Annotated in this window: 21 protein-coding genes and 1 pseudogene; 15 read left to right on the top strand and 7 right to left on the bottom strand. The window is 71.0% G+C overall.

From position 1 onward, the window contains the following. Nucleotides 1-64 precede the first annotated feature (64 nt). Complete coding sequence (locus ACLF3G_RS24995; RefSeq protein ID WP_430672115.1) at nt 65-1138, bottom strand: AI-2E family transporter; 1074 nt, start codon at nt 1136-1138, stop codon at nt 65-67. 135 nt (nt 1139-1273) lie between these two features. Here ACLF3G_RS24995 and otnI point away from each other — a divergent pair, with 135 nt between their 5' ends. From otnI to ACLF3G_RS24980, 3 genes are all read left to right on the top strand, one after another. Continuing rightward, a complete protein-coding gene (gene otnI / locus ACLF3G_RS24990) occupies nt 1274-2053 on the top strand; it encodes a 2-oxo-tetronate isomerase (protein WP_430672114.1) in 780 nt (259 codons plus the stop codon). 34 nt (nt 2054-2087) lie between these two features. Then, nucleotides 2088-2972, top strand: a complete 885-nt coding sequence (locus tag ACLF3G_RS24985) for a 2-hydroxy-3-oxopropionate reductase (protein ID WP_430672113.1) — start codon at nt 2088-2090, stop codon at nt 2970-2972. 659 nt (nt 2973-3631) lie between these two features. Next, nucleotides 3632-4507: a helix-turn-helix domain-containing protein gene (locus tag ACLF3G_RS24980; protein WP_430672112.1), complete on the top strand. Its 876-nt coding sequence runs from the start codon at nt 3632-3634 to the stop codon at nt 4505-4507. Here ACLF3G_RS24980 and ACLF3G_RS24975 read toward each other — a convergent pair whose 3' ends face one another. Continuing rightward, nucleotides 4508-7123, bottom strand: coding sequence for a GNAT family N-acetyltransferase (locus ACLF3G_RS24975; RefSeq protein ID WP_430672111.1), 2616 nt, complete (start codon nt 7121-7123; stop codon nt 4508-4510). It lies immediately after the preceding gene. A gap of 105 nt (nt 7124-7228) precedes the next feature. On the opposite strand from ACLF3G_RS24975, the gene ACLF3G_RS24970 reads away from it, so the two are divergent. Then, nucleotides 7229-8182, top strand: a complete 954-nt coding sequence (locus ACLF3G_RS24970; protein WP_430672110.1) for an alpha/beta hydrolase — start codon at nt 7229-7231, stop codon at nt 8180-8182. Here ACLF3G_RS24970 and ACLF3G_RS24965 read toward each other — a convergent pair. After that, on the bottom strand, nt 8179-9327 hold the full coding sequence (locus tag ACLF3G_RS24965) for an amidohydrolase (protein ID WP_430672109.1): 1149 nt from the start codon (nt 9325-9327) through the stop codon (nt 8179-8181). The genes ACLF3G_RS24970 and ACLF3G_RS24965 overlap by 4 nt on opposite strands. A gap of 116 nt (nt 9328-9443) precedes the next feature. Here ACLF3G_RS24965 and ACLF3G_RS24960 point away from each other — a divergent pair, with 116 nt between their 5' ends. The 3 genes from ACLF3G_RS24960 (at nt 9444) to ACLF3G_RS24950 (ending at nt 15444) form a co-directional block, all read left to right on the top strand. Then, on the top strand, nt 9444-11297 hold the full coding sequence (locus tag ACLF3G_RS24960) for an autotransporter assembly complex protein TamA (protein ID WP_430672108.1): 1854 nt from the start codon (nt 9444-9446) through the stop codon (nt 11295-11297). Continuing rightward, a complete protein-coding gene (locus ACLF3G_RS24955; protein ID WP_430672107.1) occupies nt 11281-15138 on the top strand; it encodes a translocation/assembly module TamB domain-containing protein in 3858 nt (1285 codons plus the stop codon). The genes ACLF3G_RS24960 and ACLF3G_RS24955 overlap by 17 nt, the downstream gene beginning before the upstream one ends. Before the next feature lie 123 nt (nt 15139-15261). Continuing rightward, a complete protein-coding gene (locus ACLF3G_RS24950; RefSeq protein ID WP_430672106.1) occupies nt 15262-15444 on the top strand; it encodes a hypothetical protein in 183 nt (60 codons plus the stop codon). Nucleotides 15445-15446: 2 nt separating this feature from the next. Here ACLF3G_RS24950 and ACLF3G_RS24945 read toward each other — a convergent pair whose 3' ends face one another. Next, nucleotides 15447-15692: a hypothetical protein gene (locus ACLF3G_RS24945; protein ID WP_430672131.1), complete on the bottom strand. Its 246-nt coding sequence runs from the start codon at nt 15690-15692 to the stop codon at nt 15447-15449. On the opposite strand from ACLF3G_RS24945, the pseudogene ACLF3G_RS24940 reads away from it, so the two are divergent. Continuing rightward, nucleotides 15675-15851: pseudogene (locus ACLF3G_RS24940) on the top strand (hypothetical protein); the annotation flags it as partial. The gene ACLF3G_RS24945 and the pseudogene ACLF3G_RS24940 sit on opposite strands and share 18 nt — an antisense overlap. A gap of 467 nt (nt 15852-16318) precedes the next feature. Here the strand turns inward: ACLF3G_RS24940 and ACLF3G_RS24935 are convergent. Further along, nucleotides 16319-18010 carry a methyltransferase domain-containing protein gene (locus ACLF3G_RS24935; RefSeq protein ID WP_430672105.1) on the bottom strand — a complete coding sequence of 564 codons (1692 nt, stop codon included), beginning with the start codon at nt 18008-18010 and terminating at the stop codon, nt 16319-16321. 102 nt (nt 18011-18112) lie between these two features. On the opposite strand from ACLF3G_RS24935, the gene ACLF3G_RS24930 reads away from it, so the two are divergent. The 4 genes from ACLF3G_RS24930 to ACLF3G_RS24915 are packed head-to-tail and all read left to right on the top strand — an operon-like array spanning nt 18113 to nt 22117. Further along, a complete protein-coding gene (locus tag ACLF3G_RS24930) occupies nt 18113-19918 on the top strand; it encodes an ABC-F family ATP-binding cassette domain-containing protein (protein ID WP_430672104.1) in 1806 nt (601 codons plus the stop codon). After that, nucleotides 19915-21129, top strand: a complete 1215-nt coding sequence (locus ACLF3G_RS24925) for a M24 family metallopeptidase (RefSeq protein ID WP_430672103.1) — start codon at nt 19915-19917, stop codon at nt 21127-21129. Before ACLF3G_RS24930 ends, ACLF3G_RS24925 begins: the two co-directional genes overlap by 4 nt. Before the next feature lie 5 nt (nt 21130-21134). Beyond that, nucleotides 21135-21791, top strand: a complete 657-nt coding sequence (locus ACLF3G_RS24920) for a glutathione S-transferase family protein (protein ID WP_430672102.1) — start codon at nt 21135-21137, stop codon at nt 21789-21791. Next, the gene (locus ACLF3G_RS24915; protein ID WP_430672101.1) at nt 21788-22117 is read left to right on the top strand and encodes a DHCW motif cupin fold protein; all 330 of its coding nucleotides are present in this window, start codon (nt 21788-21790) and stop codon (nt 22115-22117) included. Before ACLF3G_RS24920 ends, ACLF3G_RS24915 begins: the two co-directional genes overlap by 4 nt. A gap of 3 nt (nt 22118-22120) precedes the next feature. Here ACLF3G_RS24915 and ACLF3G_RS24910 read toward each other — a convergent pair whose 3' ends face one another. Further along, nucleotides 22121-22723: a nitroreductase family protein gene (locus tag ACLF3G_RS24910; RefSeq protein ID WP_430672100.1), complete on the bottom strand. Its 603-nt coding sequence runs from the start codon at nt 22721-22723 to the stop codon at nt 22121-22123. Between the two features lie 13 nt (nt 22724-22736). Then, nucleotides 22737-23705 carry a Bug family tripartite tricarboxylate transporter substrate binding protein gene (locus tag ACLF3G_RS24905; protein ID WP_430672099.1) on the bottom strand — a complete coding sequence of 323 codons (969 nt, stop codon included), beginning with the start codon at nt 23703-23705 and terminating at the stop codon, nt 22737-22739. 133 nt (nt 23706-23838) lie between these two features. Between ACLF3G_RS24905 and ACLF3G_RS24900 the strand changes: the two genes are divergently transcribed. The 3 genes from ACLF3G_RS24900 (at nt 23839) to ACLF3G_RS24890 (ending at nt 26370) form a co-directional block, all read left to right on the top strand. Then, complete coding sequence (locus tag ACLF3G_RS24900) at nt 23839-24465, top strand: nuclear transport factor 2 family protein (RefSeq protein ID WP_430672098.1); 627 nt, start codon at nt 23839-23841, stop codon at nt 24463-24465. Nucleotides 24466-24862: 397 nt separating this feature from the next. Next, nucleotides 24863-25660, top strand: coding sequence for an ABC transporter ATP-binding protein (locus ACLF3G_RS24895; protein ID WP_430672097.1), 798 nt, complete (start codon nt 24863-24865; stop codon nt 25658-25660). Beyond that, entirely contained in the window at nt 25657-26370 is a 714-nt protein-coding gene (locus ACLF3G_RS24890) for an ABC transporter ATP-binding protein (RefSeq protein ID WP_430672096.1), read from the top strand. Before ACLF3G_RS24895 ends, ACLF3G_RS24890 begins: the two co-directional genes overlap by 4 nt. The last annotated feature ends 26 nt before the right edge of the window (nt 26371-26396 follow it).

Raw genomic sequence — 26396 nt, 5'->3', positions numbered from 1 at the left:
CGCAGCGCTCGCCTGCATGAACCATTGGACATATCGCGCCCCGCCCCGCGGCGGAAGCGCCATCTCAGCCCTTCGGCAGGCGCTTCGCCGCGACCGCGCCGTCCCCTGCCCAATCCCGCAGCAGGGTGAAGCCGACGGCGAGCAGAACCGGCCCCAGGAACAGCCCGAGGATGCCGAAGCCGATCACCCCGCCGATTGCGCCCAGCAAGGTCAGCAGCAGCGGCAGGTCGGCGCCGCGGCTGATCAGCCAGGGCCGGATGACGTTGTCGACGGAGGATATGCCGGCCGCGCCATAAACCAGCATGAAGATGCCCCAGCCCGTACTTCCCTGGGTGAACAGCCAGATGGTAGCCGGAATCCACACCAGCGGTGCGCCAACCGGCAGGATGGACAGCACGCCCGCCACGACCCCCAGCAGCACCGGCTGCGGCACGCCCGCCACCCACAGGCCGAACACCGTCATCGCCCCCTGCACGATGGCGGTGCCGAGCAGGCCGTAGACCACGCCGCGCGTCACGTTGCCGGCCAGCAGGATGAGACGCCGGGTCGGCGGGCCCGCCAGCTTCTCCATCACCGCCTCCGCATGGGCGGCCATGGCGGGGCCGTCGCGGTAGAAGAAAAAGGCCAGGAAGATCGCAAGGATCAGCTCCGCGAGCCCGGATAGCAGGGCCAGCAGCACCGCCAGGGCGCTGCTGGCGATGTCGCCGGCGAAAGGCCGGATGGTCTCGAACAGCCCGGCGAAGGTGGTGTCCAGCCCTTCCGTCAGGCTGCGCACCGTCTCCCCCACATAGGGCAGGCCGCCGAGCCAGGTCACCAGGCTGGGCAAGGTGGTGACCAGCAGGCCCTCCACCGAATTGCGCAGGCCGTCGATCTCCTCCCGCGTCGTCGGCGTGGCAAAGACCAGCGGCAGCGCGATCAGCACGAATTCCAACGTTACCATGACCAGAGCGGCACTGCCCGGCCCCAGCCCCGTCTTCTCCCGCAGCACGCGGAAGGCAGGCCAGGTGGTGTAGGCCAGGATCACCGCCCAGAGCAGAGCGGAGATGAAGGGCCGCATCACCCAGAAACAGCCGATGGCCAGCGCGACAAGAGCCGCAAGGCCGATCAGGCGGGCGGGGCGGAGGGACTCCTGGCTCATGCTCGTTTCCGGATTGGCCCTGTCGGCTTAGCCGAAGCCGCCCCCTAAAGCATCACCCCGTTGGCCAGACGTCGGGCTTGCCCGGCGCCCGCTTGCAAGGCACACCCGGCGGCAACCTCGGGAGGGTCGTCCGCCATGCCGCGCTTCGCCGCCAACATCTCGTTGATGTTCACCGAAATCCCCTTTCTCGACCGGTTCGGCGCGGCGGCGAAGGCCGGCTTCAAGGCGGTAGAGTTCCTGTTCCCCTACGAGTTCCCGGCCGCCGAGATCGCCACCCGCCTGAAGGACAACGGCCTGTCCCAGGTGCTGTTCAACGGCCCACCCGGCGACTGGAACAAGGGCGAGCGCGGACAGGCCGCCCTGCCCGGCCGCCAGGCCGAATTCCGCGAAGGCTTTCTGAAGGCCCTGGACTACGCCGCCGCGCTCGGATGCCCGCGCATCCATGTCATGTCCGGCCTGGCGCCTGCCGGCGTGCCGCACGACACGATGACGGCGACGCTGGCCGCCAACCTGGCCTGGGCGGCGGAACAGGCGGCGCCGGCGGGCGTGAAGCCGGTGATCGAGCCGATCAACCACCGGGACATCCCGGGGTTCTTCCTGAACACAACCGATCAGGCCGCCGCCATCATCGAGGCCATCGGGCCGGAGAAGGTCGGCATGCAGTTCGACCTGTACCATTGCCAGATCACCGAGGGTGACATCGTCAAGCGGGTCGAGCGCCACCTGCCGCTGATTGCCCACATGCAGGTGGCCGACAATCCCGGCCGCAACGAACCCGGCACCGGAGAGGTGAACTGGGACTTCGTCTTCAAGCGCATCGACGCACTCGGCTTCCGCGGCTGGATCGGCTGCGAGTATCGCCCGGCCGGCGAAACCGTGGCCGGGCTCGGCTGGTTCGCCCCGTTCCGCGACTGAGCATCCGCGCTTACCTGACCCTCGGAGAACATTGATGAAAATCGGATTCATCGGACTCGGCATCATGGGCAAGCCCATGGCCCTGCACCTGAAGACCGCCGGCCACGACGTCTGCGCGCCGGACCGCGCCAGCCTGACCGCCGAGCTGCGCGAGGCGCTGACGATCCTGCCGGACGCTGCCGCCGTGGCGCAGGCGGCGGAAGTCATCATCCTGATGGTGCCGGACACCCCCGACGTGGAAGCCGCGCTGTTCGCCACGAAAGGCGTGGCGGAGGGGCTGTCGCCGGGCAAGCTGGTGATCGACATGTCCTCGATCAGCCCGACCGCCACCAAGGCCTTCGCGGCCAAGGTCGCCGAGAAGGGCTGCGACTACCTCGATGCGCCGGTGTCCGGCGGCGAGGTCGGCGCCAAGCAGGCCACGCTGACCATCATGGTCGGCGGCACCGAGGCCGCGTTCGAGCGCGCCAAGCCTCTGTTCGAGGCGATGGGCAAGAACATCACCCTGGTGGGCGACACCGGCGCCGGCCAGACCTGCAAGGTGGCCAACCAGATCATCGTGGCGCTGACGATCGAGGCGGTGGGCGAGGCGCTGGTCTTCGCCAGCAAGGCTGGCGCCGATCCGGCCAAGGTGCGCCAGGCGCTGATGGGTGGCCTCGCCACCTCCCGGATCCTGGAACTGCACGGGGAGCGCATGATCAAGCGTACCTTCAACCCGGGCTTCCGGATCGAGCTACACCAGAAGGACCTGAACATGGCGTTGCAGGCCGGCAAGGAGCTTGGCGTAGCGCTGCCCAACACCGCGTCCACCGCGCAGCTGATGGCCGCCTGCGCCGCGCTTGGCGGCGCTGCCTGGGACCATTCAGGGTTGGTCAAGGCGCTGGAGACGATGGCGGCGCACAAGGTGGCACCGGACGCCTGAACAGGACTCCTGAACCGGGGCCTGGACGGGCCGGCTCAGGCTTCCGTCTCGCCCAACGCGGCCGCGTCGACGAGTGCCGCGCGGGCGACGGATGGGCGGCCCTTTTACCGGGCGACCCTGGCGCGAATCGCCATGTCGTCCGGCGTGGCGTCGGCATGCGGATTTGCCGGAATGCGCCACGCCGCTGCTCCCCCTGGCGCGGTACAGTGCCGATCCGCAGCCCGGCCCAACCCGAGGACACGCGGCTCATCGAGAAGGCGGAGGGAGCGGGTTGACCGGCTGCGTGGGGCGCGGGACGCGGTCAGCATGGTCACCTCCCCTTCTTGCCGTCGTGCCTTCCGCCTTGCATGAAGATTATTGAATAATGCGGTGGTATGCCGGCACCGAGTCGTTATCGCGGTATACGGTGCGGAGCGGACTGAAATCCGGACATGGGCGGTGTGCCGGACGCACCCTACTACCGTGGGTAGGTCCAGTTCGGCGATGTCTCAGCCGCACAACCATAGGCGGTGCAGGCCTTCTTCAAGCCACAATTTTTCCGTGTTTTTGCGTTGCTTTCCATCTCCGCGTCCCGCATTTTAGGTCCACAAGCGAGGTGGCTGAGATTCGTTCTCTGACACAACGGTTGTATCCGAAATGATCGACCTACGGGGGATTGCATGCGTTTCGCGGACATAGGGCAGCAATTGCGTGCCTATCGCCTCGAATCCGGCCTCCGGGCTGAGGAAATCGCAGCCCGCCTCGGCGTCTCCCGTGCCGCCCTGTACCGCTACGAGAAGGGCGAGGTCATCAAGCTGGATACGATCCGGCGGCTGGCCGAACTCCTGAAGATTTCGCCGCTGTCGCTACTCGGTATCGGCGTCGAATATTTCGCACGCCCACTGGCTTTCCAGGAGCGCCTCCGTCAGGTCGAGGAACAGGCCGACCAGATCCTGATCGTCGGCGGCGCCTTCTGCTACCAGACCGCGACCGATGCCTTCGACGGCGCGGTGGGCGAGGCCTGGACGGAAGCCGCGGATGCCGCGCCGGAACGCCTGCAGGCCCGTGCCAGCGCCGACCAGGCGCTCGGCCTGCTCGCCGCCCGCAAGCGCCTGCACGCGGCGCGCCGGCCCACCATCATCGCGATCCTTGGCGAAGCCGCGCTGCGCCGCTTCCTGCAGGAAGGCGTCTGCGCCGGCCTCACCGTGCCGGAACGCACACGCCAGCGCTGCCTGGCGGCGGCGCGCGCCGAGGCCGAAGCCATCGCGGCAATGATGGAGAGCGTGCCGATCGGTGTGCAGCTTGGCCTTGCCTCGGGCGTCGAGCCGACCGGTGGCTTCATGGTGCTGCGCGGGCGGGAACGCGCGCATGTCGTGTCCTCGCCCTTCCCGGCCGATACGCCGCCGAATGGCGGCCTCGGCGTCGGGTCCATCACCGCAGCGGATGAAGCGGTGGCGGCGCATCAGCGGGTGGCGGAAGTCGCCTGGCGGGATGCAATGAAGGGTGCGCAGGCGGCCGCCCGGGTCCGGGAGATGATCCGCACCGTCGCCGGCTGATCATACCTCGCGCCGCGCCTCCACCACCTCCTCATCCTCCGGGCTGCGCCGGGTGGCGAAGCCCAGGGCGCGAATGAAGGCCAGCATCGGCGCGTTATCGGCAAGTATCTGGCCGACGATGGTCTTTATTCCGGTGGTGCCGGCCCAGTCGAACAGACGCTGCATCAGTTGGCGGCCGAGCCCCTGGCCCTTCATGTCCCGGTCCACCACCACGGCGAATTCGCCCGTGATGCCATCGGCCTCCCGGATCAGGCGGGAGACGCCGAGCAACTCCTCCGTTCCATCCGCACGCCGGCGCGCGGCGACGAAGGCCATTTCCCGGTCGTAGTCGATCTGAGTCATGCGGGCGACCTGCACCGCCGGCAATTCCCGCAACTGGCTGAAGAAGCGCCAGCGCACATCCTCCGGCGCCAGCCGGCGGAACATCTCCGCATGCGCCTCGGCATCCTCCGGGCGGATCGGGCGCACCGTCAGCGTCTCCCCGGATTTTGCCTGCCAGGGCGCCACCCACTCCTCCGGATAGGGCGGGATGGCCAGCAGCGCCGCCTCGCCCGCGGGGCGCAGCCGCAGCGAGGCATCCACCGCCACCACCCCCGCCGTATCCGCAAACAACGGATTGACGCCGAGCGACTCGATCTCCGGAAAATCCACTGCCACCTGGGACAGCCGCACCAGTGCCCCAGCCACCGCATCGAGGTCGACGGCCGGATGGTCGCGGTAGCCGGCCAGGATCGCGGCGCCCCGGCTGCGGCCGATCAGCCCCTGCGCCAGGGCCTGGTTCAGCGGCGGCAGGTCGAAGCCCTCGTCGCCCAGCAGGTCGGCCGCGGTGCCGCCGAGCCCGAAGGCGATGTAGGGGCCAAACATGGCGTCATCGCCGAGCCGCATCCGCAATTCCTGCGCCCGTCCGGCTTGGCGCTGCACCAGGAATCCGTCGAGGCGCGCTGTAGGCCGCTCGCGCCGCGCCCGATCCAGCATCGCCTCCGCCGCCTCCCGCACCGCGATCGTGCTGCGCAGGCCGAGCGCGACGCCGCCGATCTCCGTCTTGCGGGCGATATCCGGGCTGCGCAGCTTCAGCACCACGGGGAAGCCGATCCTGGCGGCGGCATCAACCGCTTCCGTCACGCCGCGCGCAACCCGGCCCGGCACCACCGGCAGGCCGTAGGCGGCCAGCACCGCCAGCGCCTCGTCCTCCGCCAGCGAAAGCCGGCCCTCCGCGCGCGCGGCCGCCAAGATGGCGCCGACGGCAACGCGGTCCGGTTGCAGGGCCAGCACCTGGCGGCCAGGCAGTTCGGCGGCGGCGGCGCGGTTCTGGCGGTCGTGCAGCAGGTGCAGGGCGCCCCGCACTGCCGCTTCCGGCGTCGCGAACACCGCAAGTCCCGCGGCGGCGAGCGCGCCGCGCTGCGCGCCCGCGGTGCTCTGCCCGGCCCAGCAGACCAGGATCGGCGCGGCACGCGTCGCCTTGGCGGCGGCGGACAGCGTGGCGGCGGTGGGCGCCGCATCCTCCCCGGCGACAGGCGCATGCAGAGCGATAACGGCGTCGACCTGCCGGGCCGCGGCCAGCATCATCGCCGCCTCGCCCAGCGCATTGCCGGAATTGGGCGCGAGGATCAGCGGGTTGTGGCCCGAAAAACCAGGGCGGAGGCCAATTTCCAGTGCCTGGCGGGATTCATTCGCCAGTTCCGCCAGTCGGCCGCCCCCCGCCAACACCGCATCGGCGGCGAGCAGGCCGAGGCCGCTGGAATTCGCCACCAGCGCAATCCGGTCTCCCGCGCCGCCGCCCGGCACCAGCCTGACGCGTGCCAGCGTCTCGGCCGCCGAAAGCAGGTCGTCCAGCCCGGCAACGCGCAGCACCCCGGCGCGGCGCAGCGCCGCATCCATCACGGCATCGGCAAGGCCCGACGGGTCTGCCAGCCTGCCGCCGGCCCGGATCGCCACCACCGGCCGCATCCGTGCCGCGGCGCGGGCGGCGGAGATGAACATGCGGCGGTTCTTGATGCGGCGCAGTTCCAGAAGGATCGCGCCGGTGCCGGGGTCACGGGACAGCCAGTCGAGCGCATGCGCGAAGCCGAGGTCGTCATTCTCGCCGATGCCGATGACATGGCTGAAGCCGACCGCCTCGGCCTCCGCCCAATCCAGCACGGCGCGCGACAGGGCGGAGGATTGCCCGACCAGCGCCAGCCGACCCTTGCGCGGCGCCAGGTGCGAGAGCGAAGCGTTGAGGCCGATGCCCGGCACGCAGATGCCAAAGCTGCCCTGGCCGAGCGCCCGGACGCCGGTGCGTTGGCAGATTCCGGCCAGCCCCCGCGCCGGCCCGGGCACCACCACCGCATGGCAGCCGCGGGCGGCCAGCGCCGCCATCGCCGCCTCCAGCGCCTCCGGCAGCAGCGACAGGATGGCGAGGTCCGGGGCATCTGGCAGCGTGGCAATACCGGCCGGGTCCAGCGGCCCCGGCATCGTCAGCGTGCCACCAAAGCCGCCCGCCGCAAGATTGGCCGCCAGCGCCGCCGAGGCCGGCAGCGCCGGATCGGCCAGCAGCAGGACATGGCGCGGGCGGTACAGCGCCTGTTCGCGGAATCGCAGGGCCGAATGATGCGCGAGGCTGGTCGAAAGGCTCATGGTGCAGTGCAACATGCGCTGTGGGATGGGCTGCCGCAACCGGGTGGGCTTGCCCGGCCGGGCATTACCGCCTCCGATAGCGCAGAACAGGCGACAGGAACCACGATGCCCGCTCAAGACCCGCGCTGGGACCCGGAGATGATGGCCTTCTCGGCGATGATGGAGGAACAGGCGGCCAGCCAGCCACCCATCACGCTGACCCTGCCGCTGGAGGCGGCGCGGGCGCAGACCGATGCGGCGAACATCCCGCTGGCGGTCGGCGGCCCCGTCATGGCGGAGACGGCGGATCGCTGGCTGCCGATCCGTGGCCGCCGCCTGCTGTGCCGGCTGCACAAGGCGGCAAAGGGCAGCCTGCCGGTGCTGGTCTACATCCATGGCGGCGGCTGGGTCTGGAACAGCATCGACACGCATGACCGCCTGATGCGCGAGTACGCCGCCGGCGCCGGCTGCGCCGTGGTCGGCCCCGACTACGCGCTGAGCCCGGAGGCGCCTTTCCCGCAGGCGCTCGAGGAGTGCGCGGCGGTGGTGCGCTGGGTGGCGAGGCAGGGCGCCGAATGGGGGCTGGATCCGTCCCGCATCGTACTGGGCGGCGACAGCGCCGGGGCGAACCTGGCAATGGGCGCCGCGCTGCTGCTGCGGGAGACCGACCCGGGCCTGAAGCTGCGCGGCCTGTTGCTCAACTACGGGGTGTTCGACGCCGACCTCGACCGGCCATCCTACCGCGAATTCGCTGACGGCTACTTCCTGACCCGCGACAAGATGCGCTTCTACTGGGACTGCTACGCGCCGCGCCCGGCCGACCGGCTGAACCCGCTGTGCAGCCCGCTACGGGCCGACCTCAAGGGCTTGCCGCCCTGCCTTCTGCATGTGGCCGAACTGGACGTGCTGAGTTCGGAGAACTTCGCCATGGGCGACCGGCTGCGCGCCGCGGGGGTCGAGGTGCAGCAGGCAACCTTCCCGGGCACCGCGCATGGCTTCCTGCGCTCGGTCAACCATGTGGCCGCCGCCCGCCGCGCGGCGGCGGAGGGCGGTGCGTGGCTGGGGGGCGTCTTGGCCTAGCCAGCCAGTGCCCGCTTCGCGACCTCCGCGAGGAAGCCGCTGGCGGTCGGCAGAACGGCGTCGTTGAAGTCGTAATGCGGGTTGTGCAGCTCGCACCCGCCTTCGGCCGGGCCGTTGCCGATCCAGACGAAGGCGCCCGGCACCTCCTTCAGGAACCAGGAGAAATCCTCGCCGGTCATCGCCGGCGGCACGTCGCGGCGCAGCGGGGCGACGGCACCGGCGGCGGCGGCGGCCAGGTCGCGCTCGGCCGGGTGATTGGCCGTCACCTCGACGCCCTGGCGCCAGTTCGCCACGACGCGCACGCCGCAGGCCGCGGCAATGCCCTCCGCCACGCGGTGCAGGCCTTCGCGGATCGCCTCCCCGGCCGAATCGGCCAGCCAGCGGGCGGTGCCCTTCAGCACCACCTGGAACGGGATCTGGTTCTGCGCCTCGCCGCCCTGCACCATGGTCACGCTGACGACGCCGCCGGCCAACGGGTCCAGGTTGCGGGCCACGATGCTCTGCAGGGCCACGATGCAGTGCCCTGCGGCCACCATCGGGTCCTGCGACAGATGCGGCAGGGCGGCGTGGGCGGCGTGGCCCTCGAAGGTGATGTCGAAGCGGGCGCCGGCCGCCATCACGGCCTTGTCATGAACGGCGACGGTGCCGGCCGGAAGACCGGGCCAATTATGCCAGCCAAAGATGCGGTCCATCGGGAAGCGGCTGAACAGCCCCTCCGCGATCATGCTGCGGGCGCCGCCGCCGCCCTCCTCGGCCGGCTGGAACACCAGATGCACCGTGCCGTTCCAACCCTTGTCGTCGAGCAACAGCCGCGCCGCGCCGAGCAGCGCCGTGGTGTGGCCATCATGGCCGCAGGCATGCATCACGCCGGGAACCGTGCTGGCGTACGGCAGGTCGGCGTTCACCTCCTGGATCGGCAGCGCGTCCATGTCGCCGCGCAGGCCGACGCTGCGGTTGCCGCCTCCGCGCCGCAGGGTCGCCACCACGCCATGGCCGCCGACGCCTTCGGCGATCTCGGTGACGCCCATCTCCCGCAGTTTTTCCACCACGAAGGCGGCGGTGACGCCCTCGTGCAGGGTCAAGCCAGGATGGGCGTGCAGGTGGCGGCGCCAACGCGTCAGCGTTTCGGCAAAGACTGTGTCCATGGCATGAGACTAGCGCATCCGGCCGAATGGCTCCATGGCTGCCGCGCGATCGGGGCCTGCCGGAAGATCGCAACCGGTGATGCAACTTTCTCCCGCACCCAGGACTTTACCGTCAGGTGAAACAGACGCTGCGACTTTTCCTCCTGCTGCTGGCCCTGGTGCTTGCGCCCTCCTCCTGGGCGCAGCAGGCCGACCCGGCGCCGGGGACGCTGCCCTACACCACCACCATCGTGCCGACCGGAACGGAAGCGCTGGACGGTCCGCTCACCGAGGCATCGCGCCTCCGGCGCCTGGCCGGCGAGGCGCTGGTGGATGCCTTCGGCCTGGTCTCCCGCGCACTCGGAGAGGCGCCACTGCTGGACGAGGTGCTGCGCGCCGAGGGCTACTGGGCCGGGCAGATCGCCGTCCGCATCGCCGGCGAGCCCGCCGACACGCCGGGCCTGGCGCAGCGCCTGGCCGCGACCGTCAGCCCCGGCACCGAGGTTCCTGTCGAGGTCCGCGTGACAGCCGGCCCGCGCTACAGCTACCGCCGCATCACCCTGCGCCCCAACACGGCGGAGGGCGCGGAGGCGGTGCGGGCGCTGGGCGATCCACCGGGCATCGCGGTCGGCGACCCGGCCCGCGCCGGGCCCGTGCTGGATGCCGAGACGGCCCTGCTGGGCCGCCTGCGCATCGCTGGCTTCCCGCTGGCCAGCGTGGTGGACCGCGAGGTGCTGGTGAACCACGAGATGCAGGCGATGGACGTCACCTGGACCCTCGCCCCTGGCCCCGCCGCCCGCTTCGCGCAGCCGGAAATCGCCGGCGATACCGCCGTCAGCCAGCGCCTGCTGGCGCGCATCACCAACCGCTTGGCGGGCGAGCCCTATGCGCCGGAGGCTCTGGAGCGTACGCGGCGGGAGTTGCTGCGCCTCAGCGTCTTCGACAGCGTCCGCGCCCGCGCCGGGGACCGGCTGGACGAGGCCAGCCAGTTGCCGGTGACCTTCACCGTCTCCGACCGGCCGCGCAACGCGCTGGGCGCCACGGTGGCCTACGAGACCAATTACGGCCCCTCCACAAGCCTCTATTACGAACGGCGCAACCTGTTCGGCAATGCGGAGCTGTTGCGGCTGGAACTGGTCGCCTCGCGGCTCGGCGCGGATACTGACGAGGCCAATCTGCGGCTTGGCGCCAATCTGCGCCGCCCAGGGCTGATCGATGGCCGCACAACGCTCGTGCTGGACGTGGCGACGGTGCGCGAAAGGCTGGACGCCTACGACCGCGACGCCGTCACCACCTCCGCCTTGCTGGAACGCCCGTTCGGCGAGCGCTGGGTGCTGCAGGCGGGGCCGACCTTCGAGACAGGCCAGATCGGGCGCGACGGCAATTTCGATCCCTTCACCCTGGCGGGCTTCGTCATGGGCGCGCGGTTCGACACCACGAACGCCTCGCTCGACCCGCGCAGCGGCTACCGGGCCAGCCTGATCGTGGTGCCCTATGCCGACATCGCGGAAGGCGGTGGCTTCGTCCGCACCGTGGGCACGCTGCGCAGCTACTTCGACCTGACCGGCGGCGGCGGCACCGTGCTGGCGCTGCGCGGATCCGTCGGCAGCCTGGTCGGCGCGGATCGCAGCGTGCCGCTGGACAAGCGCTTCTACGCCGGCGGCGGCGGGTCCGTGCGCGGCTACGCCTACCAGTCGATCGGGCCACGCGATGCGCAGGGCCGGCCGAATGGCGGATCGAGCCTGGTGGAGGGCTCGATCGAACTGCGCCAGCGCATCACCGGCAACATCGGCATGGTCGCCTTCCTCGATGCCGGTTCGGTCGGGCAGACTGAGACGCCGAGCCTGGACGAAGTGCGCTACGGTGCCGGGCTCGGCGTGCGCTACGCGACGGCCATCGGGCCGCTGCGACTTGATGTCGCCTTGCCGCTGCAAAAGCAGGATGGTGACGACGGGTACGGATTGTATGTCGGACTTGGCCAAGCCTTCTGAGCCCCGCGCCCCGCAGCGGCGGCGCTGGCCGAAGGTCCTGCTTGGCCTGGTGCTCGTGCTGCTGTTGCTCCCGCCGCTGCTGGTCGGCGGCGCGTTGCTCTATGCCAACACGGAGGGCGGCCGGGCACGGCTGGCCGGGCTGGCGGAATCCTTCGTCCCGGGCCTGACGCTGGAGGGCCTGAGCGGTCCCCTGCCCGGCCGCCTGGCCATCGACCGCATTGCGCTGGCGGACGACGAGGGCATCTGGCTGGAGATCGCGAACGCCCGGCTGGAATGGGACCCGCGCGCGCTGTTCCGGCGCGAGGCGCATATCAACCTGCTGTCCGCCGAACGCCTGGCGCTGCACCGCCTGCCACCCGCCGCCCCGGACCAGCCGCCGCCGGAGCCCGGCGGGCCGCTGCTTCCCGAATTGCCCAACCTTCCGGTGGCGCTGCGGCTAGACCGGCTGGAGGTGTCACGGATCGAGCTCGGCCAGCCGGTGCTGGGCCAGGCGGCTGTGCTGCGGGCGGAAGGCATGGCGCTGCTGGATGCTGCCGGCCTGACCACGTCGCTCGATCTGCGCGATCCGGAGGGCGCCACGGCGGTGGCCTTGCAGGCGGCGCTGCGGCCCGAGACCGGCCGGCTTTCGGCCGAGATCCAGGTTCGCGATGCCGCCGGCGGCCCGCTGCCGCGCCTGCTCGGGCTCCCCGACCGGCCGCTCTCGCTGGACCTGACGCTGGATGGCCCGCCCGATTCGGCCGCGCTGACCCTGCGCGCCGCGGCGGGCGAAGACCTTGCGCTGGATGTGGCAGGCACGCTTCGGGCGCCTGACATGCAGGGGCTGGGCGCCGATCTGCGCGGTACGGCGAATGCTTCCGGGCTGCTCGAGGGACCGCTGGCGCCGCTGGCCGGGCCGCTGGAGCTGGCGCTCGATGCGCAGCGGATGCCGGACGGGTTCTTCGATCTTCGCGCCCTGCGCATCTCCGGCTTCGCCGGCCAGATCGCCGCCAGCGGCCGCATCGCCGCCGATTTCAGCACCGCCGCCCTCCGGGCCGAGGCGGCGCTGGCGGGTTCGGAGACCTTCACGGCGCTGCTGCCGCCGGGGATCGTTGGGTGGGACGGTCTCGACCTGCGCGCCGCGGTGGATGGCCCGCTGACGGCGCCACGAATCGATGCGACGCTGGCCGCGCGCGGCTTCCGGTCCGACCAGCATCCGCTGATGGCGGTGCTTGGCGCGACGCCGCGCCTGACGCTCCGCGCCACCGGGCCGGACCGGATCGAGCAGGTCGCGCTGATCGGCGCGGCAATCCAGGCGCGGGCGGAAGGTCGTGTCGGAGATACGCTGGACTTGCGCTTCGGGCTCGACCTCGCCTCCGTCGAGGGCGCCGCGCCGGGGCTTTCCGGCGCGCTGCGCCTGACTGGTACTGCCAGCGGCCCGGTCGCCGATCCGACGCTCACTCTGGATGCCCGGTCCGAACGGCTTGAAATGGCGGGCCAGGTGCTGGAGGCGCTGTCGCTCACCGCCCGCATCGCCAATCCGGCCAGTGCGCCGGCCGTCAATGCCCAGGCCGAGGGTCGCTTCCAGGGCCAGCCCCTGGCGCTCGATGTGCGCGGCGGCCCGCAGCCGGATGGGCTCATCAGGCTGGAAGCCGCCACCGCCCGACTCGGCCCGGCCGCCTTGCAGGCGGAGGGCGTGCTGGACCCCTCGACGACCATCTTCGACGGCAGCGCACGACTGGCGGTGCCGGACCTGGCGCCACTCTCGGCGATCGCCGGAACCCCGCTCGCCGGGTCGTTGCGACTGGAGGCGACGCTGGCAGGGCGGGAGGGCCAGCAGCGCGCCGATCTCCGCCTGACCACGCCACGGCTGGTCGCCTCCGGCACCGAGCTCCGCAACATCGCGGCCACCGTCGAAGGCAGCCTTGCCGCGCTCAACTTCGCCCTCACCGGCCTGGTGGCGGGCAACGAGATCGAGGCGCGCGGCAGCCTGACCGAGCAGCCGGAGGGCGCCCGCCGCCTGGACCTCGCCACGCTGCGCGCCAGTGGCCAGGGCGAGAGCATCCGCCTGACGGCGCCGGCGCGCGTGGTGCTGCGCGCCGATGGCGCGGTGCAGGTGGAACAACTGGCGCTGACCAGCGGCCGAGGCGGCAACCTGACCGTCGCCGGAAACTGGTCCAGCGCGCGGGCCGATCTGCGGGCCAACCTCTCGTTGCCCGACCTCGCCGGGTTGGCGCCGCTGCTGCCGGATGTGGCGCCGACCGGACGGGTGACGGCGGAGGCGCGCATCACCGGCCCCGGCACAGCGCCGGATATCGCCGCGACGCTGAACGCGACGCAACTGCGCTCCTCCGCCGCCTGGGCGCGCGGACTGCCGGCGCTGGACATCCAGGCGGAGGGGCGTCGCGCCGGCGATGGCGCCATCACCGGACGCGCCACCGCCAATGCCGGCAACGCCACCCGCCTGACTGCGACCGCCAACCTGCCGCGCGGGCCGGAAGGTCCGCTGGAGGGCGCCCTGGATGGCCAGGCGGACCTTGGCGCGCTGACCGCGCCGCTGCTGGCGGCGGGCGCGGACCGGGTGACGGGGCGCCTGGACGTCGCGTTACGGGCCACCGGTACGGTGGCGGCGCCGGTGCTGGGCGGGCAGGCACGGCTGACCAATGGATCCTACCGCAACGCCGTGCTCGGCGTGGCGCTGTCGCAACTCGCCGGCACGCTGTCTGCGGAAGGACCTCGGCTGCGCGTGAACCTCACCGGGCAGGCCGGCGGCCAGGGGCGCATCGCGCTGACCGGCACGGTGGACCCGCTGACTGCCGGCATCCCGGTTGACCTGGCACTGCGGGCGGATGGCGCGCAGCCTGTGTCCTCCGACCTGGTGCGGGCGACGGTGGATGCCGAGCTGGCGCTGACCGGCGCCATCGGCACCGGTGCCCGCCTCGGCGGCGTGGTGCGGCTGCGGCGGGCGGATATCCGCGTGCCGGAGCAACTGCCGAGTTCGGTCCGCAGCCTGGGCGAGGTGACGGAAGTCGGCCGCGCGCCGGGCAGGCCGGCACCGCGCCGCGCCGCCGCGCCGCGTCCGGCGGCGCAACCCGCTTCCGCCAGCGCCTCGGCCCCCATCGCGCTCGCGCTGCGGCTGGAAGCGCCGCGCGGCGTCTTCGTGCGCGGCCGCGGGCTGGATGCGGAACTCGGCGGCAACCTGCAGATCGGCGGCACGCTGAACGCGCCGGATATCACCGGTGGACTCGCCCTGATCCGCGGCGAGTTCCAGATCCTGGCCCGCCGGCTGACCTTCAGCCGCGGTCGGCTGGATTTCACGGGTGGCCTGATTCCGGACCTGGATTTCGAGGCGACCAGCCAGACCGGCGGCACCACCGTGCGCGCCAATGTCAGCGGCCCCCCGAGCCAGCCGGTCATCACCTTCTCCTCCACGCCCGAATTGCCGCAGGATGAGGTGCTGGCGCGCCTGCTGTTCGACCGTCCGGTGAGCGAGCTTTCGCCCTTCGAGATCGCACAGATCGCCCAGGCCATCGCCGGCGCCACCGGCCTGGTCGGCGGCGGCGCGACCGGGGTGCTGGACCGGGTGCGGCAGGGGCTGGGGCTGGACCGGCTTTCGGTCGGCGGCGGCGGCGAATCCGCGGCGCGCGGCACAGCGGCGCGAGAGCGGGCGGGGCCGAGCCTGGAGGCGGGCAGCTATGTCGCCGATGGCGTCTATGTCGGCGTGCGGCAGGGCACCGAATCCGGCTCCTCCCGCGTCGGCGTCCGCGTGGACCTCACGCCTCGTCTGAAGCTGGAAGCCGAGACCGGCGACCGGGAGGCGGGCGAGCGGCTTGGGCTGTCCTATGAGTTCCAGTGGGGGCGCTAGCAGGGCGCAGGACGCGGCCTGGACGTGGCGCGGCGGTGGCATTTGGTGGCACACTCGGCCTGATCCGACCCGAGATGAAACCGGCACCTGCCCAATAGATCAGCGCTGAAGGACTTCTGGCCCATGCCCGAGCGGGATTCGATGGTGCAGGACGCCGGCTCCGCGACCGACGACGCTGCCCGGCCCAGCGGTGCCGTGGCGGCGCAGGACACGCTGACTCTCCAGCGCCAAGTCCAACAGCTTGAGATGCGTAATGATGACCACGCCAAACAGCTTGCGCAGGCCGCCGCGACCATCGCCGCGTAACGTCAAGAGCTCGAGGCGACGACGGCGCAACTGGCGGCGCTCCGCAACAGCACGAGCTGGCGGGTCACCGGGCCCTTGCGACGCCTGCTCGACCCGGTTCGCGGAACGCGCACGCCCGCTGTCGCACCCGCTGCCGACATCCGCCACGACAAGGTGAACGAGGTCTGTTCGGTCTCGCCCGAGGCGAAGGCGGAGGCCGCGGGCTGGTACTGGATGGCGCATCCGATGGTATGCGAGAGGATCAACATCCTCGTCTCCGGCAGGCCTGCGGTGGATGGCTATCCACGTCTTGCGCCGAGGAGGCCGGCTGCGGCTGGATCCGGTACCATGTCGCCGACCTGGAGACTGGGGATCTGGGGGAGGCGAGCCATGACGTGGTGTTCGCCCACAGCTCCGTCCACCATGTCGAGCGGCTGGACGAGTTGTTCGCCGCCGTACGGCGCGCCCTGCGGCCGGGCGGCCTGTTCCATCTGAACGAATATGTCGGCCCGAACCGGTTCCAGTGGACCGACGACCAGCTGCGACTGATCAACGGCTACCTGGACTCCCTGCCCGATCATCTCCGGCAGACGCCTGCCGGCCGGAAGTATCCGGTCGTGCGGCCGACCATCGAACACATGCTGGCCATGGACCCGACCGAAGCGGTTCGGTCCGCCGACATCCGGGAGGTCCTCGGCCGGCATTTCACCATCATCGAGGAGCGCCCGTACGGCGGCACCCTGCTGCATATGGGCCTCGCCGAGATCGCGCAGAACTTCGACGAGAACAATGCGGAGGATGTCGCCCACCTGCGTCGGATCTTCGACCTCGAGGACGAGATGATGGCGAACGGCACGATCGGCAGCGACTTCACCATCCTCACGGCGCTGCGGGATCAGGCAAGCGCCGGGACGCGTTTCAGCAGCGCCGCGTCCAGCGACGCGCGTCGTGCCCAGAGGCTGCGGTACCACTCCAGCCGCGGTGCCACCTGGCGCGCCAGCAGGCGCTCCGCACGAACCCAGCCGCGTGCGGCTTCCGCCATCGCCAGCGCGCGCGCCGGTTCGGCCAGCAGGCCGCGCAGTTCGGCACCGAGCGCCTGCGGGTCCGACACGATCAGGCCAGTCTCGCCGTGCCGCAGGCTGCCGGCATAGACCACGGGGCTGGCGAGGCAGCACAGGCGATGCCCGGCGGCCTCCACCGCCTTCAGGTCCGACTTCATCCGATTGAACCGCGTATCGGCCAGCGGCAGGAAGGCGAGCTCGCAGCGCGCCAGCATGGCGCGGTAGCCGGCATAGTCGGTGGTCGGGGTGAAGCGCTTGTGCGGCGTCTCCAGCGCGTCATGGCTGCGGCGGTCATGCACCACCTCCACCGCCAGGCGCCCGCCAGCCTCGGCCAGAACCTGGTTCAGCACCGGCAGGAACGGCGCCATGTCGGCCTCCCGGTTCAGCGCGCCGAAGAACAGCGTCAGGCGCTCCGGGCTGGCGAAGTTCACGGGTTCTGGCAGCTCGGCCAGGGCGTTGGGGAAGATGGCGATCTCGTCGTTGAACGGCGCCAGCAGGTCGCGCAGCGGCGCGGTGGAGGTCTGCACCGCATGGACGCCGCGAAAGGCCAGGTGCGCGCTGCCGGCGATGGAGGGCCAACGCGCGGGGTCATCGTCGAATTCCTGCACCAGCACCGCGCCGGTGGCGCGCAGCGCGCGCAGCCAGGCGAGACTCTCCGAGCTGTCGAGCAGGCGGCGCTGCAGGATCAGCACGCGCGGAACCTCGGCCTGCGGCGATTGCACGTTCGGACCGGCCACGTTCGGACCGGCGAAAGCCGCCACGCCAGGCCGGGTCGCCAGCGCCGCAAGGGGTTGCAGGACGCGGACATCGTTGACGCCCCCGACCGGCCGCAGCGTGCGCGCCGCCAGCAGCAGTGGCCGCGGCGGGCTGCGCGTGGCGCGCCAGACATATTGCAGCGGCGCGGAGCGGCGCAGCCAATCCTCCCGCGTCACGCCCATCGTGGCCAGCGCTGGCTCCATGCGGCGGGCGAATTCCTCGGCCTTGTCGCGGCCGAAGATGCGCGGCGTGCAGTCGAGCGGGATCAGCCCGGCCCCCTCCAGCGCCTGCTTCATGCCGTCGCGGGTGAACCAGCGCAGGTGGGTGCGGTCGAACAGCCCCATCGGCTCGTAGCGCCACTGGCCCGTCAGCAGGCGCGCGGCGAAGGACCAGTGCTCCAGGTTCGGCACGCACGCCAGCAGCACGCCGTCCTCGGCCAGCAGCGGCGCGTCGCGCGCCAGCACGGCCCAAGGGTCGCGCAGGTGTTCCAGCACGTCACCGAACACCAGCGCATCCAGGCTGCCACGTGCGACCGGCGGCGGCGTCGCCTCGATATCCAGGCGATGCACCGCGTCGTAATGCGCGGCAGCGCGGTCTGCGAGCGCCGCATCGGACTCGATCCCCAGCAGGCGCGTGGCAGGATTGCGCCGCCGGTACGCCGCGCCAAGCCCGCCGGCGCCGCAGCCGACATCGAGGACCAGCCGCGCATCCAAGGGGATGCGGGACAGCAGGTCCGGATTGGCCCCGGCTCCGTAATCCGCTTGCGTCATCCGTAGGGTCCGTTGCGATCTCCGTCCAAAGGGACACGCGATGCGGCCGGCGGGCAAGCCATGCCGCTTGACGCAGGACGCGGGCGCCCCCAATCCCAGGCCATGGCCCTCCCCCCCCTGCTGCACCTGCGTGACATCCGCCTGCGCCTCGGTTCCACCCAGTTGCTGGACGGCGCCGAGATCGCCGTCTCGGCCGGGGACCGGCTGGCGCTGGTCGGGCGCAACGGATCGGGGAAATCCACGCTGCTGAAGATCGCGGCCGGGATCATCGAGCCGGATGCGGGCACCGTCTTCATCCAGCCCGGCGCCACCATCCGCTATCTGGCGCAGGAGCCGGACATCTCCGGCTTCGCCACCACCGGCGCCTATGTCGCGGCGGGCCTCGGACCTGGCGACGACCCGCACCGGGCGCGGGTGCTGCTGGAGGGGCTGGGGCTGACCGGAGAGGAATCGCCGGAGAACCTCTCGGGCGGCGAGACCCGCCGTGCCGCACTGGCCCGCGCCCTGGCGCCGGAGCCCGACATCCTGCTGCTGGACGAGCCGACCAACCACCTGGACCTGCCGGCGATCGAATGGCTGGAACAGGCACTCGGCCCGCTGCGCAGCGCGCTGGTGCTGATCAGCCATGACCGCCGCTTCCTGGAGCGTCTGTCGAAGGCGATGGTCTGGCTCGACCGCGGCACCACGCGCCGCCTGGAACAAGGTTTCGGCCAGTTCGAAGCCTGGCGCGACCAGGTCCTGGAGGAAGAGGAAACCCAGGCGCACAAGCTCTCCCGCAAGATCGTGCGGGAGGAGCATTGGCTGCGCTACGGCGTCACCGCACGGCGCAAGCGCAACGTGAAGCGGCTTGCCGGGCTGCACGAGTTGCGCAAGCGCCGCAAGGAACGGGTGACGGCGCCGGGGACGGTGCGGATGGCGGCGAGCGAGGGCGATGCCTCCGGCAGCCTGGTCGCGGCGCTGGAGGGTGTGACCAAGGGCTATCCGGGGGCCGAGCCGGTGGTGCGGGATTTCACCACGCGGATCATGCGGGGTGACCGGGTCGGCATCGTGGGTCCCAACGGCGCCGGCAAGACCACGCTGCTGAACCTGCTGACCGGCGCGCTGCCGCCGGATTCCGGTACGGTGCGGCTGGGGGCCAGCCTGCAAATGGTGACGCTGGACCAGAATCGCGAAAGCCTGGACCCGACGACGACGCTGCAATCCGCGCTGACCGGCGGGTCCGGCGACGTGGTGCGGATCGGCGGCGAGGCGAAGCACGTCGTTGGCTACATGAAGGACTTTCTGTTCCTGCCGGAACAGGCGCGGACGCCGGTGGGCGCGCTGTCCGGCGGTGAGCGCGGGCGGCTGATGCTGGCGCGTGCGCTGGCGACGCCATCCAACCTGCTGGTGCTGGACGAGCCGACCAACGATTTGGACCTGGAGACGCTGGACCTGTTGCAGGAACTGCTGTCCGAGTATTCCGGCACCGTCATCGTCGTCAGCCACGACCGCGACTTCCTGGACCGCGTCGCCACCAACATCATCGCCTCGGAAGGCAACGGCCACTGGCAGGATTATGCCGGTGGGTATTCGGACACGGTGGCGCAGCGCGGCCGCGGCGTGCAGGCCAAGACGCGCGCCGCAGCGGCGGTCGCCGAACGCGGGCCCGCCGGCGCCCGCGTCGAGGCGCGGCCGAAAATGTCCTTCAAGGACAAGCATACGCTTGAGACGCTGCCCAAGCGGATCACCCAGTTGGACCGCGAGATCGCCGTGCTGCAGAAGGCGCTGGCGGACCCGAACCTCTACACCAGCGACCCGCCGGGATTCACGGCGCGTTCGAACCTGCTGGCGAAGAAGCAGGCGGAACGCGACGCCGCCGAGGAAGACTGGCTGCGCCTGGAAATGCTGCGTGAGGAGATCGAGGGATGACCATCGGCGTCGGCGGATCGGATTTCGCCACGGAACTCGCGACGATTCGCAGCCAGCGTGATGCGGTGCCACCGATCGGGGCGGAGGAGCATGCACGGCGCGTCGCGGCGGCGCAGGCGCGGATGGCTGAACTCGGCATCGCGGCGCTGTGGCTGGATGGCACCACCAACCTCGCTTGGCTGACCGGATTGCGGCACGGCCAGTCCGAACGCCCGGTCGGCGCGGTGCTGCCGGTGCGCGGTGCGCTGACCTATCTCTGCCCGGAATTCGAGGTGGAGAAGCTGAAGACGATGCTGGCGATTCCCGGCGAGGTGCGCGGCTGGGAAGAAGACGAGAGCCCCTATGCGCTGTTCTCCGACATCCTGCGGGCCACCGACGTCGCCGGTGGCACCGTGGCGCTGGACGACATGGCGCGGATGTTCGTGGCGGAGGGGATGCGCGCGGCACTGCCGAACCACCACTTCATCGCCAGCGGCCCCGTCACCAGCCACCTGCGCCAGCGCAAGTCGGACCACGAGGTCGCGCTGCTGCGCCAGGCGATGGGCATGACGCTGGAAATCCAGGCGGCGGCCGCGCGATGCATGCGCGAAGGCGTCACCACCACGGAGGTTGCCGCCTTCATCGACGCCGCGCATCGCAAGGCGGGTTTCGACACCGGGTCGATGTTCTCGCTGGTGCTGTTCGGCGAGGCCAGTGCCTACCCGCATGGCGTGCCCTATCCGCAGACGCTGCGCGACGGCGACGTGGTGCTGATCGATACTGGCGCGCCGCTGCACGGCTACGTCTCCGACATCACGCGCAGCTATGTGTTTGGCACGCCGAGCCAGCGCCAGCGCGACATCTGGAACCTGGACCACGCGGCGCAGGCGGCCGGCATCGCTGTGGCGAAGCCCGGCATCACCGGCGGCGCGATCGACGATGCGGTGCGCGGCGTGGTGGTCGCGGCCGGCTTCGGCCCGGGCCACAAGGTTCCCGGCCTGCCGCACCGCGCCGGGCATGGCATCGGCATGGACGTGCATGAGGCGCCCTATTTCGTGAAGGGCGGCACCGAGGTTCTGGCCGCCGGCGTCACCGGCAGCATCGAGCCGACCATCGCCATCTATGGCGAGTTCGGCATCCGCCTGGAGGACCACATCGTCATCACGGAGACCGGCGCCGCCTGGCTTACGCCGCCGGCGAAATCCGTCGATGATCCGTTCGGGAGGGACTGAATCCGATGCTGACGATCTATGGCTGCCTGCGCTCGCGGGCCTCGCGCAATGTGTGGCTGGCGCATGAGGCGGGCTTGGACTTCCGGCACGTGCCGGTGCTGCAGCACTACCGCGTGGCAGATCCGGCCGCGGCGGATGCGCCGATGCACACGCGGTCGCCGGAGTTTCTCAAGGTGAACCCGAACGGGCACATCCCGACGCTGGTCGATGATGCGCTGGTGCTGCACGAAAGCCTCGCCATCAACCTGTATCTCGCCCGGGCCTACGGCGCCGACCTCGGGCCGGCGAACCAGGCCGAGGACGGGCTGATGGGCATGTGGGCGCTGTGGGCGGCGACGGAGGCGGAGCCGCACACGATCGAGGTGCTGTACAACCGGGTCGGCAAGCCACCCGCGGAGCGTGACGCGGCGAAGGCGGACGCGGCCATCGCCGCGCTGCGTGCACCCTTTGCGGTCCTGGATCAGGCGGTGGCGGAAACCGGCTTCCTGGTCGGTGGGCGCTTCACGGTTGCCGACATCAACGTGGCGGAGGTGGTGCGCTACGCCCTGCCGGCGCCGGAGTTGTTCGCGGACAACCCGAACCTGAAGGCCTGGCTCGCCGCCTGCCATGCGCGGCCGGCCTACAAGCGGATGATGGCGGACCGGGACCGCGAACCCGCATGATCATCGAGGGCGTCCCGTTCCAGGTCGCCGACTGGTCCGGCTGGCCGGAAACCCGTCATGAAGGCGAAACTGGGCACGCGTTGTGGCGGACGCTGGAGGTCGGCAACATCCGCGTGCGGATGGTCGAGTACTCGCCCGGCTACATGGCGGACCACTGGTGCTCCCGCGGCCATGTGCTGCTGGTGCTGGAGGGGACGCTGGAGACCGAACTGGCCGATGGCCGGGTCTTCACCATGACCCAGGGCTGTTCCTACCAGGTGGCGGAAAACGCCGAGCCGCATCGCAGCCGCACCCCGACCGGGGCGCGGCTGTTCATCGTGGACTGAAGCCTACACCTTCACGGGCGTGCCGAAGGCGCCGACATGGGCGAATTCGGTGATCGGCTTACGCACCCGCGGCGCCTTCTCGCGCGCCGCCAGTGCTTCCGGCAGCAGGTCCGGTGTTCCGGTCACGCCGAAGGCCACCGCTACCACCGGATCGTGGTCCGCTGGCACGCCGAGTTCCACCCTGGCCCGCTCCACGTCGAAGCCGCGCATCTGGTGGCTGCCGAGGCCGAGCTCCACCGCCTGCAACGCCATCTGCGCCACGGCCTGGCCGAGGTCGTAGTACGCCACTGCGTTCGGGTTGCCGTTGGCCGCGAACTTCGTGCGCGCGAAGCCGATCACCAGAAGGCCAGCGGCCGGCGCCCAAGCCTGGTTGTTCACCGACAGCAGCGACAGCAGCTTTGCGAATGCCTCGGGCTCGGCTTCCTTGCGGGCGGTCACGAAGACCCAGGGCTGCTCGTTGAAGCAGGAGGCGGCCCAGCGACCAGCCTCCAGCAGGCTGGCTTCCTGCTCGGCCGTCACCGGCGCGCCGGTGAAGGCGCGCGGGCTCCAGCGGGCGGCCAGCAGCGGGTGGATGGGGTAGGCAGTGGGTGCGGTCTTCTCGGTCACTCGCAAATATCCTTCATTGGCGTTCCATGCCGGTCCGCTCGACGATCTCGGCCCATCGGGCCATCTCGGCATGCACGGCGGCGCGGGTCTCGGCCGGCGTGCCCGGCGCGCGCGGCGTCAGGCCGAGCGCGCCGAGGCGGCCCTGCAGTTCCGCGTTGTCGTGCATGGCCTGTGCCACCTGCGTGATGCGCGCCACGACGGTGGGCGGCGTGCCGGCCGGGACGCCTATGGCATACCAGGTGACGATGTCGAAGCCGGGCTGGCCCAGCGCCTCGGCCACCGTCGGTACTTCCGGCAGCAGGGGGGAGCGGGTGCCGGAGGTGATGGCGAGCGCCCGCACCTCACCGCCCCGGATCTGGCCGAGCACGGCCGACGCCGTCTCGGCCACCACCTGCACCTCCCCGTTGCGCAGCGCGATGATGGCGGCGGGCGTGCCGCGATAGGGGATGTGGGTCATGCGGAAGCCGCCGGCGGTCTGCACCGCCTCCGCCACGAAATGCTGCGTGCTGCCGACGCCGACGGTGGCGAAGTTGATGGCTCCGGGCTGCGCCTTCGCGCGCGCCACCAGCTCGGCCATGTCCTTCGGACCCTGCGGCCCCGCCAGGATCACCAGGCCGGTCTGGGCGACCATCGCCACCGGCAGGATGTCCGTGCGCGGATCATAGGGCAGCGTGCGGTACAGCGCGGCGGCAACGGCGAAGCCGTTGTTCAGCAGCATCAGCGTGTGGCCGTCATTGGCGCGGGCCAGCGTGTTGGCCGCCAGCGTGCCGCCGGCGCCCGGCCGGTTCTCCACCACCACGGGCTGGCCGAGGGCCGCCGACATCTGCGGCGCCATCAGCCGGGCCACGATATCCGTGGTGCCGCCGGCGCCGAAGCCCTGGATGAAGCGCACCGGGCGGTCGGGCCAGGCTGGCTGGGCCTGGGCGGCCATCGGCAGGATCAGCGCGGCGCCGAGCGCGCCTCGGCGTGTCAGGGCTGGCATCACGACGTTCTCCCGTTGCGCTCGTTCGTTGCGTTCTCCCTGACCGCAGCCGCATGGCAGGTCAAGCCTGCTTGCGGCGCGGCGCCGGCTGGTCTACCCGCCGCGCAAATCCGAGAAAGAAACGGGAATCCCGATGTCCGACGCCGAGTTCCTCCGCCGCCTCCAGGTCTCCGAGCTGGTGCAGAACTGGGCGGTGTGGCGCGACGCCGGGGATTGGGACCGCTTCGCCACCTGCTGGCACGAGGACGGGCGCATGATGGCCACCTGGTGCCAGGCCTCCGCCACGGATTTTATTGCGGCATCGAAGGCCGGCTGGGCGCGCGGTGTTTCGATCTTGCATTTCCTCGGGGGGTGCGCGGTGGATCTTTCCGGCAACCGCGCCATCGCCCAGACCAAGATGACCATCAGCCAGCGGGCAGAGGTGCATGGCGTGCTGGTGGACGTGGTCTGCACCGGCCGCTTCCACGACTTCATCGAGCAGCGTCCAAGCGAGAATGGACCCAAGTGGGGCATCGTGCTGCGCCAGCCGATCTACGAGAAGGACCGGATGGACCCGGTGGACCCGGCCGCGAAGCTGGCGCTGGATCCGGCGCTGCTGGCGCGCTTCCCCGAGGGCTACCGCCACCTCGCCTACCTGCAGACCGGCATCGGCTACGAGGTGAAGACGGACATGCCGGGTCTGAAGGGCGACCGCGTGCAGGCGCTGTACGCCGCCGGCCGCCGCTGGCTGGCCGGTGAGCCGCATGGCTGGACGGAATAGGTTCCGCTTCAGGGGGCCTTAACCGAGAACGTGTCACCGGTACGTCATGCCCCTGCCCGATGGCTGACGCGATGGCCAGCTAAGGCGTGCCCAGGATGGACGAGGATCATCCCTTTCGGGATCGATGGAGGTTGTCATGGAGGACCAGGCGTTCCGGCGCGAGCGATTGCTCGCTTCGGGCCTGTTGCGGGAGGCATCGCCAGAGGAGGCGGCAGCCCTGGCGCGTGTGATGGAGGCACGCGCGGCGGAGCAGCGCGCCGCCGCCCGCCGCGCCGAGACGGTGCCCCGGCCTCGGTCGGCAGCCTCGCCCGATAGCTTTCGGTTATCTGCTGCGACGCAATAATCCCGCGTCACAAGCCGCTTCCGGCGCCGCGTCGTGCGGTGTAGCGTTTCGGAGATGAACGCCCCGCCCGCCGCCGCGACCAGCGCGCCGATCCTCGAAGTCCGGGGCCTGCGGCGACGTTTCGGCGGCGTGGTGGCGCTGGATGGGCTGGACCTGGCGGTGCGGCCAGGCACCGTCACGGCATTGATCGGCCCGAACGGGGCAGGAAAATCCACGGCGTTCCAGTGCATCTCCGGCGTCATCGCACCCGATTCCGGCCAGGTGACCTTCGCCGGGCGGGACATCACCGGCCGCCGACCGGACCGCATCACCGCCTCCGGCCTGGTGCGCAGCTTCCAGATCGCCCGCGGCATCCCGCGTCTGACGGTGCTGGAGAACCTGCTGCTGTACGGCCAGGCCCAGCCCGGCGAATCCGTGCTGCCCGCCATCCTGCGCCCCGGCCAGATGCGGGCGCGGGAGGAGGTGCTGCGGGAGCGGGCGCGGGTGGTCGCGGCGCGGCTGAACCTGACGCGCGTGCTGGACAACCAGGCCGCCGCGCTGTCCGGCGGCCAGAAGAAGCTGATGGAGATCGGCCGCGCGCTGATGGCGGAGCCTCGCCTGCTGCTGCTCGACGAACCCGTGGCTGGCGTGAACCCCAGCCTGTCCGCCGAGATCGCCAGCCACATCGCGAGCCTGCGCGACGAGGGCATGACGGTGCTTATCGTCGAGCACCACATGGATTTCGTGGCGTCGCTCTGCGACCCCGTCATCGTCATGGCGGAGGGCCGCAAGCTGGTCGAGGGCAGCTTCGCCGAAGTCGCGGAGGATGCGCGGGTGCAGGAGGCCTATATGGGCCGCAGGGTGCACGCGTGACCGCGCTTCTCGAAGTCGAGGCCCTGGTCGGCGGCTATGGCGCCGCGGATGAGATCCTGAAAGGCATCACCGTGGCGCTGGCGCCGCGCCGCATGGCGGCGATCGTCGGGCCGAACGGCGCCGGCAAATCCACGCTGCTGAAGGCCATCGCCGGGCTGCTCCGCCCGAAATCCGGCAGCGTGCGGATGGCCGGTGAATTGCTGACCGGGCTGCCGCCGCGTGGCGTGGCCGCCCGGGGCGTCGCCTTCGTGCCGCAGGAGGCCAACATCTTCCCGAGCCTCTCGGTGCGGGAGAATTTGGAGATGGGCGGCTACCTGGAGCCTCGCGCCACCGTCATCCGGCGGGTCGAGGGCCTATTCACCCGTTTTCCCATGCTGGCCGAAAAGCGCCGCCGCGCCGCGCGGACGCTGTCCGGCGGCCAGCGTCAGATCCTGGCGATGGGCATGGCACTGATGGTGGACCCGAAGCTGCTGCTGTTGGACGAGCCTTCGGCGGGTCTCAGCCCGAAGGCGGCTGAAAGCCTGTTCGACGGCATCGCCGCCATCCATGCCGAGGGCACCGCCATCCTGATGGTGGAGCAGAATGCGCTGGAGGCGCTGGCGATTGCGGAGGACGGTATCGTGCTGGTCGACGGCCGCGTCGCCCGCACCGGGCCGGCTTCGGTGCTGGCCAGTGATCCCGAGGTGCGCCGGCTGTTTCTCGGCGGATAGTTCGTGACCAATCATGGGGGCTTCAA

The organism is Falsiroseomonas sp. HC035, assembly GCF_050563525.1.
Taxonomy (GTDB): domain Bacteria; phylum Pseudomonadota; class Alphaproteobacteria; order Acetobacterales; family Acetobacteraceae; genus Falsiroseomonas.
The sequence above is the reverse complement of the archived record's forward strand: the minus strand, read 5'-3'. Positions and strand labels throughout refer to the sequence as shown.